The organism is Weissella confusa (genome assembly GCA_041871065.1).
GTDB lineage: Bacteria > Bacillota > Bacilli > Lactobacillales > Lactobacillaceae > Weissella > Weissella confusa_A.
Window position 1 is genome coordinate 1,722,804 of record CP168942.1, and the last position, 14,585, is coordinate 1,737,388.

At 45.8% G+C, this 14,585-nt stretch carries 12 protein-coding genes, 1 tRNA gene and 1 other annotated feature; of the genes, 2 read left to right on the top strand and 11 right to left on the bottom strand.

All coding sequences use genetic code 11. The features are described from left to right. Positions 1-159: 159 nt before the first annotated feature. From ACAW68_08480 to ACAW68_08505, 6 genes are all read right to left on the bottom strand, one after another. Complete coding sequence (locus ACAW68_08480) at positions 160-2,118, bottom strand: ABC-F family ATP-binding cassette domain-containing protein (protein ID XGA15494.1); 1,959 nt, start codon at positions 2,116-2,118, stop codon at positions 160-162. Between the two features lie 147 nt (positions 2,119-2,265). Beyond that, the gene (locus ACAW68_08485; GenBank protein ID XGA15495.1) at positions 2,266-2,967 is read right to left on the bottom strand and encodes a glycosyl transferase; all 702 of its coding nucleotides are present in this window, start codon (positions 2,965-2,967) and stop codon (positions 2,266-2,268) included. A gap of 15 nt (positions 2,968-2,982) precedes the next feature. Further along, on the bottom strand, positions 2,983-4,914 hold the full coding sequence (locus ACAW68_08490; GenBank protein XGA15496.1) for a glycosyltransferase: 1,932 nt from the start codon (positions 4,912-4,914) through the stop codon (positions 2,983-2,985). A 60-nt stretch (positions 4,915-4,974) separates the two neighbouring features. Next, positions 4,975-6,288, bottom strand: a complete 1,314-nt coding sequence (locus ACAW68_08495) for a folylpolyglutamate synthase/dihydrofolate synthase family protein (GenBank protein ID XGA15497.1) — start codon at positions 6,286-6,288, stop codon at positions 4,975-4,977. A 243-nt stretch (positions 6,289-6,531) separates the two neighbouring features. Next, positions 6,532-9,195 carry a valine--tRNA ligase gene (locus tag ACAW68_08500; GenBank protein XGA15498.1) on the bottom strand — a complete coding sequence of 888 codons (2,664 nt, stop codon included), beginning with the start codon at positions 9,193-9,195 and terminating at the stop codon, positions 6,532-6,534. A gap of 86 nt (positions 9,196-9,281) precedes the next feature. After that, positions 9,282-9,495: a binding site (T-box leader), on the bottom strand. 42 nt (positions 9,496-9,537) lie between these two features. Continuing rightward, positions 9,538-10,158 carry a LysE/ArgO family amino acid transporter gene (locus tag ACAW68_08505; GenBank protein ID XGA15499.1) on the bottom strand — a complete coding sequence of 207 codons (621 nt, stop codon included), beginning with the start codon at positions 10,156-10,158 and terminating at the stop codon, positions 9,538-9,540. A gap of 150 nt (positions 10,159-10,308) precedes the next feature. Between ACAW68_08505 and ACAW68_08510 the strand changes: the two genes are divergently transcribed. Further along, a complete protein-coding gene (locus ACAW68_08510) occupies positions 10,309-10,962 on the top strand; it encodes a hemolysin III family protein (GenBank protein ID XGA15500.1) in 654 nt (217 codons plus the stop codon). Positions 10,963-11,007: 45 nt separating this feature from the next. On the opposite strand, the gene ACAW68_08515 is transcribed toward ACAW68_08510, so the two are convergent. Next, positions 11,008-11,685 carry a hypothetical protein gene (locus ACAW68_08515; protein XGA15501.1) on the bottom strand — a complete coding sequence of 226 codons (678 nt, stop codon included), beginning with the start codon at positions 11,683-11,685 and terminating at the stop codon, positions 11,008-11,010. Positions 11,686-11,780: 95 nt separating this feature from the next. Between ACAW68_08515 and ACAW68_08520 the strand changes: the two genes are divergently transcribed. After that, positions 11,781-11,854 (top strand) — tRNA-Lys (locus tag ACAW68_08520). Between the two features lie 62 nt (positions 11,855-11,916). Here the strand turns inward: ACAW68_08520 and ACAW68_08525 are convergent. From ACAW68_08525 to ACAW68_08540, 4 genes are all read right to left on the bottom strand, one after another. After that, entirely contained in the window at positions 11,917-12,696 is a 780-nt protein-coding gene (locus tag ACAW68_08525) for a hypothetical protein (protein XGA15502.1), read from the bottom strand. A gap of 100 nt (positions 12,697-12,796) precedes the next feature. Beyond that, positions 12,797-12,964, bottom strand: a complete 168-nt coding sequence (locus tag ACAW68_08530; protein XGA15503.1) for a hypothetical protein — start codon at positions 12,962-12,964, stop codon at positions 12,797-12,799. A gap of 15 nt (positions 12,965-12,979) precedes the next feature. Further along, positions 12,980-13,903, bottom strand: coding sequence for a WxL protein peptidoglycan domain-containing protein (locus ACAW68_08535; GenBank protein ID XGA15504.1), 924 nt, complete (start codon positions 13,901-13,903; stop codon positions 12,980-12,982). A gap of 10 nt (positions 13,904-13,913) precedes the next feature. Next, on the bottom strand, positions 13,914-14,576 hold the full coding sequence (locus ACAW68_08540; GenBank protein XGA15505.1) for a hypothetical protein: 663 nt from the start codon (positions 14,574-14,576) through the stop codon (positions 13,914-13,916). Between the last annotated feature and the right edge of the window lie 9 nt (positions 14,577-14,585).

Consider the following 14,585-nt stretch of genomic DNA (forward strand, 5'->3'; position numbering starts at 1 on the left):
CGGTTTTCACAACAGTAAATCATAAATCACTCAAACCGCGTCAAACCTGAATTTCGCTGTGTGACAACTGACACAAAGTCAGTGAAAGTCGTTTTTAAATGAAAACGCAATCATTAAGAAAAGGAGCTGCCACCTGTAAAAGTGCCAGCTCCTGCCTTATTAAATATCAAATTCTTCCAACGCCATACTTGCTTCAGTCCAGCGCTCTTCGACTTCAGCCAGTTGCGCATCAATGTCGGCAATTTCCTTTGACAAGTCTGTCAACTTACCCAAGTCAGCACCATTTGCTGGATCATTCAATTCAGCATTCAATGCATCGCGCTTATCGTTTAAACCGGCCATTTCTTCTTCAGCCGCCGCAACCGCGCGTTCGTACTTACGCTGTGCCTTTTGACGTTCCTTACGTTCTTCACGTGACAACGTCTCAACTTCCTTGGCCGTCGCCTCTTCATATTCGGCCGTCGTTTCGAAACTAGCCTTCGCACGGTGGGTTTCCGTTTGCTCACCAGCAGTCTTCTCTAGATAGTAATCGTAATCACCATCAAAGAATCGCGTGCCGTTTGGTGACAGCTCAACCACTTCCGTCGCAACTGAGTTAATGAAGTAACGGTCGTGAGAAACAAAGAAAATCGTTCCGTTGTATTCGTTCAAAGCTGTTTCCAACACTTCACGTGAATCAATGTCCAAGTGGTTGGTTGGCTCGTCAAGAATCAAGAAATTAGCGTGTTGCAATGACAACTTCGTCAATAGCAAACGTGCACGCTCACCACCAGACAAGGCAGAAACCAACTTATCAACCGCTTCACCTGAGAACATAAATGAACCCAAGATTGAACGAACGTCACGTTCTGGCATCGTTGGGTGTTCATCCCAAATCGTGTTCAAAACTGACTTCTTTGGATCGAGCGTTTGTTGCTCCTGGTCATAGTAACCAACTTCAACATTGGCGCCAAGCTTAATTTCGCCGGCCAACAAAGGCAACTTACCCAAAATCGTCTTAATCAACGTTGACTTACCAATACCGTTCGGTCCAACCAAAGCGACCGCGTGTTGCTTATCAACTTCAATATTAACGTGGTCCGCCAAGACGTTCGCTAGGTCATAGCCCAACTTCACTTCGTTGACGCGCATCACTTCGTTTCCAGATTCCTCATCAGCTGAGAATTGAATGTGGGCAACGCCAGATTCATTCTTTGGCGCTTCCAAACGTTCCATGCGTTCGAGTTGCTTACGACGTGATTGGGCACGCTTCGTCGTTGAAGCACGCACAATATTACGGTTAACAAAGTCTTCCAACTTCGCAATCTCTTCTTGTTGCTTATCGAAAGCCTTTTGCTCTTGTAGAACCTTAGCTGCCTTCAATTCCATGAAGCGTGAATAGTTACCCGTGTAGTGATCCAACACACCTGAATGCATGTCGTAAATTTCCGTAACCACGCGGTCCAAGAAATAACGGTCGTGGGAAACAATTAGCAAAGCACCTTGGTAGTTTTGCAAATATTGCTCCAACCAAGCCAACGTTTGCATATCCAAGTGGTTGGTTGGCTCGTCGAGAATCAACAAGTCAGGCGTTTCCAATAGTTGCTTAGCAATTGCCAAACGCGTACGCTGTCCACCAGACAATGATTGAATCTTTTGATCATAGAATGATTCATCAAAGCCAAATCCGTGCAACACTGAACGGATGGTTGCTTCATATCCGTAACCATTCTTTTCACTAAAATCGTGTTGCGCCTGGTCGTACGCAGATAACAAACTTGCATACTCATCACTCTCGTAATCAGTCGCTGACGCAATCTTCGTCTCCATGTCGCGCATCTTCTTTTCCAATGCAATCACATCAGAAAATGCATCAAGCATTTCGTTGTACACAGACAAGTCAGAATCCAGTCCTGAGTTCTGCGCCAAGTAGGCCAGCTTGATACCCTTCTTCATTGAAATCGTACCTTCATCAGGTTGCGTTTCACCAATCAGCATCTTCAAGAGCGTTGACTTTCCAGCCCCATTACGGCCGACCAACCCAACACGTCCTTTATCTTGAATCTGCATCGAAATATTTTCAAAAAATGTTACACCACTAAAACGGCGTGCAACATTACTTGCTTGCAAAATAATCATGATTATTCTTCTCCGTCTCAATACCCTGCGTCCAAGGCATTGCCTAAATCTCATTTACTAGTGTAACAGAAAGTGCAAGTTTGTCGCATGTGGAAATTAAAAAGCACCCAACAGAAAAATGTTGGGTGCTCTCTTAAATGTTAGTTATTAACGCAACGCTGCGTTTCGCTTTTGTTGCTCGTGTTGCACGAAATACTCCCAGGCGTGCATTTCGCTCTCAAACCACAAATGCTCACCGTCATAATCTAGTACTTCCAATGATGTTTGCACCAATGGCCACTCATTGTTTGGCTTGCCTTCTAGGTGTTGCCACATAAATGACGCACGGGCTGCAATGTCACCAGTTGGTGTGTAGAAAATGATGTTTGAAACATTACCTGTCGTTTGGTAGTAACGCGTTGCTGACTTAAAGCCACGCCAATCCCATATATCTGTGACGGCCGTGTTATCACCGCGATCGATGTAGTGCAACATTGACGTCGTACCGCCAGGGTTACCAGGGAACAAATCAATATCAATGACATTGCGACCATACGTTGTACCGAAGCGACGGGCTTGTGCCATCCCCCAGTCCAACCCATCCAAGTGGTAACGAGCCTTGTCGATTTGTGGGTTGTGACGGTAGTGCACCGTCTTCGCCTCAACATCCGTTGCCTTTTGGAAGACATCGTACATGTTAAGCAAGGCGTCATCCGTCAAACCGTGATTTCCCAAGTGCATGTGTTGATCAGGGTAGTAGCCACGGACGACTTGCTTTGCATCAACACCATTTTCGCGATCTGCCTTAACTTGCGCAGCAATATTAGGATCAAGCGTTGGCAAGTTAGAGTTATCCAAATATAAATTCATGAGTTTCACTCCTTATTAGTCTGCCAAATACTTGTCGCCTGAAATGCCGTTAACCGTCACTTCATCACTGCGATTACCAAGCGTGTAGGCTGTCATCGTCGTACCACCAAGGCCAACACCAACATTTGAAAGTGCGTGTGCTTGTGCCGCCATTGCTGGCCAGCGCTTGTCCGCATCAGCTAGCAAACCTTGCCAAGCTTGCCAAACCGCTTCTTCATAGTAGCGATCACTGTGGTCGTAGGCAGCATCAGAGAAGGCTTGCAACTTTTCAGGGTCATTAAACAACTCAAGGAAGCGGTCAGCCATTTCCGTTACGAATTGATCTTCTTGGCCTTCTGGTGCCCACTTGGTTAGGTAACCATTCTCGCCGTCGATAATCAAATCGTTAGGACCATAGTTCACATTCGTTGAAACACCAGGCATACCATTCGCCATCGCTTCCATCATTGAAATATTGAACCCTTCCATCATTGAAGCCAAACCATAAACCTGGTGTGAACGGTGGATAGCGTACAATTCGTCACGGTCAGTTACATAATCATGCAACGTTACAACCGGTGACTCCAAACGACGTACTTGATTCAAATCCGTTGTCTCAGTGCCCTTTTCATCGTACATAGTTGGCTTTTCTAGTCCGTACTTATCAAACAAACGCAACAAGTCCTTGTTCGTCTTGTTGTTACCCGTGTTATCGAAGTATCCGTAGACATCAAGGTGCGCATTCAAACCAGGTTGCTTTTGGTTTGCAATCATCAATGCTTCAGCAACGGCTGCGGGACGCTTATCAGGTGCGCGACGAACAATCATCAATACTGAATTTGGTTGACGATCAGCCATTGGCACACGCTCAGCATCACGAATTTCAGCTGGCACAACCCCAACAGGAATCGTGAACGGCGCAGCCTTTGGTGCATAACGTGCCACCACATCAGCCGTTTGACGTGGCATCGCTGAAATAACCGCTTGGTAATCATTGATGTGCATAAAGTCAAACTCGTAGTTGTTATTTTCATCAGTCGTCATGACGTCACGCGTGTCTGATGCATGCAAATTGTGCAAGTGGAAGCCAATGTAAGCTGGACGATCCAACTTCAACAATCCTTCATCAGCAGCCGTCGTACGATCCATGATGAAGATATTTGGCTTATCCTCTGAGAAGAAATCGTTATTCAAATCATTAACGAATTCCGCCGTCAATTCATCAAATGAATCGAAGATATACGTCATGCCATTTGGCTTAATCAAACGATATCCTGACACATAGTTCACAAATTGTGGCGCTTCAAATGGCTTAGCCTCAAATTCTTGGCCTGACATTTGGGCGTTTTCAGCCAATTGATTTTGACTATCAATGTGCTTACGGTTCATCACCAACGTTTCGGAACCGCGTGGCGCCTTGCGACGAAGATACTCTTCGATCACTGGACGGCCTTTGCGATCAACAAAGACGTTGGTATTTGGTGTACCATCTGGGTCAATGTATTGTTGACGAGAAATGAAGCCGCGTGAGTCATATGAATCTACTCGGAACAAGTTACCAAAGTGTTCGAATACTTCAACCATCGTGACACGTGATTCATGTTGCAAATCAACGTGAATACGACCCAAGAAACGGGTACGATTTTCGTCTTCATAGGCCATGTATGTATCAGGCGTGTCTGGCAACGGCTCAACAATCGCCACCGGACGGCCACCCCATTCAACATCTTGTGCCGTCAGAATTTGATCTGGCACATGTTCAGTATGCGCGTAGTAATCATACATATTGATTACTTCTGCATCGTTCAATCCCCAAGCCAACAAATCACGGTGTCCGTTTGGATTATATACACGCGTTACGATTTTGAATGATTGCCCATTCTTACGAAACAACTTACCACGTTGTACCTGTGCGTGTTCAATTCCTGAACCTTGTGCGGCGAGGCCCTCGTTAACGAAAAAGTTCATCGCAATATCCTCTTTATATAGTTTTGTCTAGCCTAAGTATACCAAACCCGCTTACAAAAACTAAGCCCAACCCATGCGCACTTCTGAAACAAAATATAACGAACCTGTGAATAAAATCATATCATCAGAGCCGATTGTGTCAGCGATTGTGCGATAAGCTTCTTGCCAAGATTCATGGACCGTGACATCATGTCCTGTTACTTGGCGGGCAGCCTCGGTTGGATCAAGGGCCACACGGGCACCCGGATTTTGAAAGTGCGTGACGTGCAAATCGACATTGGGCAAATCTGCCAACGTATGCAACATTGCCGGGTAATTCTTATCAGCCAACGCCCCGAAAATGACGTGAATTTGCTTATCCGCAAAACGTGTTCGCAACGTTTCAGCCAATGCATCAACACCATGTTGATTGTGGGCACCATCCAAGATGGTCAACGGTTGCTCAGCAACACGTTCAAATCGCACTGGCCACGTGACCGTTTCCAAGGCCGTCGCTACCATTTCAGCCGTTAGTGGCACACCCAGTTCATCAGTTACTAGGCTTGCAGCTTCAAGCGCAACCCCTGCATTATCAATTTGATAATTACCCATCAAATCCACAAACACCTGCTTAAACTCATGAACACCAGTGAAGTCGAACGTCTCACCCCAGCTTGTTTGGCTTGGTAGCATTTTGGCTTCAAACTCGTCACCTAAACGGTACAATGGCGCGCCTAAAGAATTGGCCACCGTTGTCACGACTTGTTGCGCTTCTTCAGGCAATCGGCCAGTCACAATTGGACGTTGACGCGCAATGATACCTGCCTTTTGCGTCGCAATTTCAGCAAGCGTATTTCCTAATACTTGCATGTGATCCAAACCAACTGTCGTAATGACAGATACCAGCTTATCCGGAATCACTTCAGTCGTATCCCACGTACCACCAATACCAACTTCCAAAACGACAACCTCGACCGGGTGCTCTGCAAAATACACAAACATCATCGCCGTCAGCGTCTCAAATTCCGTCGGACCGCCTTGCGACAACTCTTCATCGAGCGCCTCAGTAATTGGTGCAATGCGACGCATAATATCCAACAAAATATCGTCTGGAATATTTCCCTCGTTACCTTGCACACGTTCGTTAAATTGCAGAATAAATGGCGACGTAAACATCCCCACCGTCAAGCCAGCCGCACGCAACAGTTGCGCAATCATCTTGCTAGTTGATCCTTTACCATTCGTTCCCGTCACATGAACATACTTAGACGCACGTTCTGGGTGACCCAGACGGTCTAGCAAGGTATTGATGCGATCAAAACTAGGGGTCTTCTTCCACTTGTGTCGACCATGAATATACGCAATTGCGTCCGCAGCTGTGTTCAGTTCAATCATGATGTCGCCTTCTTCCGTTTTTTCATTAGCAATATCGTATCACACCGCCATTCTTCTGGCGGATTTTTGTGCAAAAAGTAAAGGCGCCATCTATCGAAATAGACAGCGCCTTTACAGGTGTAATTTAACTAGCATTGTAACGACGAACAGCTTAAATTCGTTATTAACAATATATAAGATATTACTCCAAAAACTCGCATCCTGCAAGCCTTTCGACGTAACAAACTTATTTCAAAGCAACTATTACTTAGCTGACTTCAACTCTTCCAAACGTGATTCCGTTGCTGCCAACTTTGCTTGCCAGTCAGCCAACTTCTCGCGTTCTTCAGCAACCACGGCTTCAGGGGCGTTGTTCACGAACTTCTCGTTACCCAACTTACCTTCAGCACGCTTAACTTCACCAGCAAACTTCTTCAAGTCACCTTGCAAGCGGGCGATTTCTTCGTCCAAGTCAATCAACTCTTCCAAAGGCACGTAAACTTCAGCACCTGAAATAATTTGTGTCATGGCCAACTTTGGTGCGGCCACATCAGCAGAAATTTCAAGTGACTTTGGCTTTACGAAGCGGTTGATGTAGTCTGAGTTTTCGTCAAAGATGCGGGCCAAGTTCTCATCTGACGTCTTAATCAAAACGTCGATTTCAGTTGACATTGGTGCATTTGCTTCCGTACGAATTGTACGAACAGCCTTGATCAAGTCAGTCAAGCTTTGGAAATCAGCTTCGGCCGTTGGGTTATCCAACTCAGCCTTCACTTCTGGGTAAGCAGCAACCACGATTGACTCACCGTCATGTGGCATCTCTTGCCAGATAGCTTCCGTTACGAATGGCATGATTGGGTGTAGCAAACGCAACGTGTTGTCCAAAACGTAAGCCAAAACAGCTTGCACGTTCTTCTTGGCAGCTTCATCGTTTCCGTTCAACGTTTCCTTGGTCATTTCGATGTACCAGTCAGCGAAGTCGTTCCAGATGAAGTTGTACAATGAACGACCAGCCTCACCGAACTCAAACTTATCAAAGTTCTTCGTTACTGAAGCAATCGTCTCGTTCAAACGTGACAAAATCCACTTGTCGGCCAACGTCAAAACTGACAAGTCAGCAGGCAATTCTGCCTTCGTCTCGTCATCCAAGTTCATGATAACGTAACGTGAGGCGTTCCAGATTTTGTTGATGAAGTTCCAAGCTGAGTCCATCTTCGTGTATGAGAAACGAACGTCCAAACCTGGTGTTGAACCAGTTGCCAAGAACCAGCGCAATGCGTCAGCACCGTACTTTTCGATGACGTCCATTGGGTCAATTCCGTTACCCAATGACTTTGACATCTTGCGTCCTTGTTCGTCACGAATCAAACCGTGAATCAAAACGTTCTTAAATGGACGACGACCCGTGAATTCCTTTGATTGGAACATCATACGCGCAACCCAGAAGAAGATGATGTCGTATCCCGTAACCAACGTGTTCGTTGGGAAGTAACGCTTGAAGTCTTCAGCATCTTCATCAGGCCAACCCATCGTTGAGAATGGCCACAAAGCTGATGAGAACCACGTATCCAAAACGTCAGAGTCTTGCTCCCAGTTTTCGATATCTTCAGGCGCTTCCATACCAACGTACATCTCGCCCGTTTGCTTGTGGTACCAAGCTGGGATTTGGTGTCCCCACCATAGTTGACGTGAGATAACCCAGTCGTGGATGTTGTCCATCCAACGCGTGAAGGTATCTTCAAAACGTGGTGGGTAGAAGTCAACACGGTCGTCTGACTTTTGCATGTCCAAAGCTTGCTCAGCCAATGGCTTCATCTTAACGAACCATTGCGTTGACAAACGTGACTCAACTGGCACACCAGTACGCTCTGAGTGACCAACTGAGTGAACAATTGGCTCAATCTCAAGCATCCAACCTTCAGATTGCAAGTCATCAACAATGGCCTTACGTGCATCAAAGCGATCCATACCAACATACTTGCCGGCACGTTCGTTCATTGAAGCATCTTCGTTCATCGTGTTGATTCGCTCCAAGTTGTGACGGTTACCAACACCAAAGTCGTTAGGGTCGTGGGCTGGCGTAATCTTAACCATTCCTGAACCAAACTCTGGGTCAACGTATTCGTCGGCGATGATAGGAATCTCGCGACCAACAAGTGGTACGCGAACCATCTTACCAACCAAGTCCTTGTAGCGTTCGTCTGATGGGTGAACGGCAACCGCAACGTCACCGAACATCGTTTCAGGACGCGTCGTTGCAATTTCAATGTAGTCCTTACCGTCGTAAGTCACACCCTCTTCAACGAATGGGTACTTAACGTGATAGAAAGCACCTTCGTCGTCTTGGTGGATAACTTCGATATCTGACAAAGCCGTACGAGCCTTAGGATCCCAGTTGATGATGTACTCACCACGGTAGATCAATCCCTTTTCGTACAACGTTACAAAGACCTTGCGAACAGCTTCTGACAATCCTTCGTCCAACGTGAAACGCTCACGTGAGTAGTCCAAAGAAAGTCCCATCTTGCCCCATTGTGACTTGATGGTAGCAGCGTATTCGTTCTTCCAGTCCCAAACTTGGTCAACGAACTTTTCGCGACCCAAGTCGTAACGTGAAATACCTTGCTCAGCCAAACGTTGTTCAACCTTAGCTTGCGTAGCGATTCCGGCGTGGTCCATTCCTGGCAACCACAATGTGTCGAATCCTTGCATACGCTTTTGACGGATAATCATATCTTGCAACGTCGTGTCCCAAGCGTGACCCAAGTGCAACTTACCCGTAACGTTTGGTGGTGGAATAACGATTGAGTAAGGACGAGCCTTATCGTTTCCTGATGGCTTAAAGCGGTTTTCTTGTACCCACTTGTCGTAACGGCCAGATTCAACAGCTGACGCGTCATACTTTCCAGGCATATCAATTTCGCGCATGTGAAATTCTCCTTATAACATAATCTCTATCTGTGTAACGATGTGGCTAGCAAATAAAAAACGCCCTGACCATACAATAACTGTATGATCAGGGCGACTTAATCGCGGTACCACCTGATTTAACGGGACTTCTCCCGCCATCTCGTTAGAACTTAACGCGTTTCTCACGTTACCGACTACTATGATTTCACCGGCAAGGCCCACTAACTACCTTCAGTCAAGAATTTTGATGCGCTTTTCACCAACCGCGCACTCGCTGCACAATCCTCATTGACTTACTTTTTAGTGCATTGCTATAAACGTAATTGTACGGTTATTTGCTTTGAAAATCAAGGTGAAAGACTAATGGAAGAATAACATTACCACTGCTTCATATAATAGGTACAGACCGTACCCGATAACAATGAAGGCAGACACAATATTCACCCAAACCAGTGCACGCTTAGGCAAGCGTTCTTTCAGCAAATTCATGGTGATTGTAATACCATTGAACCAAATAAAGCTGGCGGTAATAACCCCAATGATGAATGGCCAAACTTGATTGTCGGCCAGCGTTCCACGCAATGCACCAAGCATCAGCGATCCATCGATTAGCGCTTGTGGATTGGCCCATGACACAATCACCGCTGTTATCATCGCCTTCTTCATCGTCATGGCATTTTGCTGCGTGTTCAATTGCACTGAGTTGGCCCCACGTAGAATACCATACCCAATCCAAACTACCAGCAAGCCACCGAGGAGCATGACAATTAGCTTCAACATTTCATGTGAGCTGATTAGTGCGCCCATCCCAAAGAATGCCGCCATCGAAAAGGCTGCATCGGCTAACCAAACAAACAACACATATAGAAAAGCCCGACGGAGGCGATTATTCATGGCATTGTTAAACACATATAAATTTTGCATACCGATTGGTGCGATAAACGCAAACCCAATCATCATGCCTTTCAAAACTGTCATCATAGCTTCCACTCCCCTTTATCAACGCTATCCAGTATACAAGAAATCCAGTCGTGACACTACCTAAACCGGCATATCCAGCTCATCTAGTTTACAACACTAGATGTTAGGGTTATACTATACTTATCAATTAGAAATCAAGAGGATTTACTTATGCCAATCCTAACAAAAGAAAACCGCAAATACTTAATTACATATGAAACATTGAACGCCGTGACCCACGGTTTGGGCGTTCTAGCAGCCGTCGTTGGCGCAACACTACTACTTTGGGAGAGTATGCAAGCTAACTTCAGTTGGTTCACCATGGCTGCCCTTTGGATTTACGCCATTTCAATTATCACCTTCTTGTTAGCATCAACGCTTTTCCACGCATTGGTATTCACCAAGGCCGGTAAGATTTTTCAATTTCTTGATCACTCAGGCATCTATCTTGTCATCCTTGGAAGCTACACACCATACACGTGGCTATTCCTTCCAGGCAAGGTTGGCTGGCCAATTTGGATTACCATCCTCGTCTTAACAATCGCCGGTATCATTTACGACTTATTCTTCGTTGGACGCTGGCCATGGTTGTCAGTTTTGATCTACGTCATTATGGGGTGGCTAATCATCTTGGCCTTCCCAGCCTTACACGCTTCATTGACACCATTCGCCTTCAACTTACTGTTGGCTGGTGGTATCACCTACACACTGGGCGCTGGTGTTTACCTCATTCCAAAACTCCCAATGAGCCACGTTTACTGGCACTTGTTTGTTTTGGGTGGTGCAACCTTGATGTACATCTCAATCTTTAGCATGTTGTTCTAGCAAAAAAAATAACGGGCAAGCATTTTGGTGCTTGCCCGTTTTCGTTTACTTCTTAACTGTTCCAGCCGTTACCCAATTGGTAAAGTCTTGGTTTTCGTCTTGTTGTTGTCCACCTTGTTGGTGATTCGTGTAATCGTTCTTTTGTTGTTGTGAGAACGTTGCCCAAACAGATCCACCAATGTAGTAGCGACTTGATGCCAACAACACATCCTTCATGTTCGCTTGCTTGGCATCCCCAAGTGCTGCTGCGTTCTTGATTTGATCCCCAGTCCAGTAACTAGCAACCGCGTACTCCAAGCCGTCTTGCAACTTTACTTGACGGGCGATGTACACGTTTTGCACATCCTTCGCCTTCGCAGCGGCTTGTACCACCGTTACAACCGCAGATGCATAGTCGTTCGTGTATGTTTCAAAATCCTGCTTCGTGTCATCTTGCAACACAATCTTCGCCGTGCCGTTATTTACATCGGCTGACAAAACAGACGGTGCCAACTTGTTATCCTTTAGCACCTTAGTGACGTCAAAAACAAACGGCTCACTAGATGACTTAGCAGATGACTTTGATGAAACTGACTTCTTATCTTTGTGACTCGTTACTGAAGACTTCGCTGATGATTGCTTTGAATCAGTCTTATGTGAACTGTCACTAACTAGGGCGAAAATCGCCACGATTCCAATAATTAGAACGATACCCGAAATAATGGCACGCTTGTACTTAGCCATGTGAAAAACCTCTTCTATTCCTTAATCCTGTAAATATTCTATCACAAAATGCCTTGCCTATTCCGCCCTTCCTAGTGCATAATATAGTAGTTGACGCCTCCTTAGCTCAGCTGGTTAGAGCAACGGACTTTTAATCCGCGGGTCCAGGGTTCGAATCCCTGAGGGGGTATAAACCGTCAGCGTTAAAAAGACCGGTATCTTTTACGAGATACCGGTCTTTTTGTATACCTATTACTTGCCACCAAACAACTTTGAGAAGAACCCAAATAGTCCTGATGACTTTTCGTGTTGGCGCGTGACGCGTGAATCGTCTTCTGCTGTCGGTTCCGTTTCAGGAATATCAACAGGTGTCGTTTCGGCTGCTGGTTCAAATGGCTTTGGTTGGTCACCAGCTTCAATTGCCGCTGCAGCTGCTTCGTTAGCTTCCTTAGCCGCCTTTTCTTGCGCAACGTACTCCGCAATCATGTCATCTGTCAAAGCAGGCATCGCCAACGTCTTCGTCGTGACACCCATTGTGACAATTGCTTGACCGTCCTTACCAGAAAGACGGCTCTTAGCACGAACTTCAACTTGTGATGGCACTGTATCAGTTGGCAATTCGAGTTCGAATTCAAGGCTCTTATCAACGAGCAAGAAGATTTCTTCTGCTCCGTGCAACTTGACCGTTACATCAACATCCGCTTGGTTGACACGTCCTTCAAGCAAACGCTTATCACCTTGCGTTGAAATAACAGCCGTAACCACTGGCGCTGGCAATTCAATTGTCAACGTAACCTTTTCTTCTGATGATGCGTCGCCAGGCATCTTACCAGTCACGATAATCTCACCTTCAACCAAACCAGCTGGCGCCTTAGCCATGAACTCACCGTTTGGATCTGACACCAATGTATCTTCCTTACCGTTTGGATACGTGACCGTGATAATTGCTGCCGGTGCTGCGTGACCCATAACAGTTGTGCCCAAACTGTTAGTTAAGGTCGAAGCGACCAAATTTACTTTTGTTTCACTCATAATCGAGATCCTCATCTTTACAAACGTTTCTAATATATTCATTGTAACAGAAAAAGCCGTGGCACAACCCACGGCTTTCTTATCTATCTCTTAATTAACGCTAATTTCGTTTGAACTTTTTCAAGTCCAAGTTGAAAATCTTCGCTTCAGGATGCTTAGCTTTATAGAAGTAAAGCACGATGAATACAATCAAGACAACAATAATCAACAACAACACAATGATTAACCATAGCCACCAAGGCAATGCATGGTGTGCTTGTTGAATCATATCTGTGTTATTCAATTACTTAGCTTGGGCAACAGTTAGCTTAAATGATGAGTTAAACGTGTCTTTGTAGTTAAAACGCGTCCCCGCTGCGTCTTTATACTTACCATCCTTAGATTGTGAATAGTAAGTCGTGACAGCAACGTGGTATTCACCACTCTTCAATGTCTTACCGTTTAACAGCACCGGCCAATCCATCGTTGACGTTGGCGCCATTTGCATCATTGATTGTGTAAAGCTCGTCACCTTACGACCAGCAGTATCCGTCACCACTGCCTTAGCTTCCAAGCGGTTAACAAACGTCCCCGTCTTATTTTCCAAACGCAAGCGAACAGCATTTTGACCATCAACTTGCGTGGCCTTAGCACCACCGAACGATACCTTTGGCGTTGGCAATGTTGGGTATTGGCGCGCCATCACTGATAGGACGTACGCTAGATCCGTCTGCAACGCTGTGCCACCTTGGTTGGCGGTGTTCGCGTCATCGACTTGTTCAAAGCGCAAGCCACCAACTAGTAGCCCCACAATGCGCGTATCTGGCATTGTAAAGTCAGCCGTATAATCGATACTCTTACCAGCAGGCACTGTCACTGTCGTCTTTGACAACTTCAACAGATCACCCATGCGATAAGGAACATCCTTAACTGCATCACCAGTCATCGTATTATCTACCGCACCAGCAGCTGATGTTCCAGCTGTTCCAGCAGAAACCTTCAGCTGGATATCTTTACCAGAGGTATTCGAAATCGTCGTGTGCAAGGTTACTTTCTTGCCGGCATCCAATTGAAAATTAAAGAAACCAGCTTTTTTATCTACCTGTGTGTCTGGCAACTGTGGTGACACCACAAAGTCCATCGAACTTTGGGCATGTGCGTTAGGCATAAACAGCCCAACGCCAATCACCGTAAGCACCATCACCAGGAGACTTTTCAATTTCGTCATAATCCGTCACCTATTGTACATTCGGCGTTTGCGTCAACGTGAAGTCTATTTGACCCATAAAGGTTCCGACCGCTGGCAAACTCTTGTAAACCGTTAATTGCGGAATTGCACCAAAGTCGTCCAAACTAGTCGTACCAAAGCCAGATGCGACAACCGGTGTGCTACCGGCACTTTTGGTGAATGACTCGCCACCTTCCAAAATGGTTGTTGGTGTATCAGCCAATAGCTTCTTACCAAACAAACTCAAATCAGCTGGTAGCAAAACGCCATTCGGATCGTAACTAAACGTCGACGTATTGATATCTTGCTTCGCCAAACGGAAACCAGTGAACGTTGCTTGTAGCTCCCAATCTGGCGAGGCCGAATAATTCAATACCTTACCCGTTAATGGCGTACCACCAACCACATAAGAATTGGAATCAACCGTTTGCGCCTTACCATCAGCACCAATCGTTGCTGAAACTTGGGGCGTCAACAACGTACTAGCTGACATAGTTGTGAAGTTCATCGATGTGTTGATGTCTTGCAATTGCAAACCACCCTGCATGATTTCAGCATTCATTTGCGCACTACCATTTTTAGTAGCACTGGCATTGTCGTCAGCCATTGCGTGACCACTAAATAGCAGGAACACCCCCGCAATCAAACCAGTTGTTATTAACTTGTATTTCATGACGTTGGG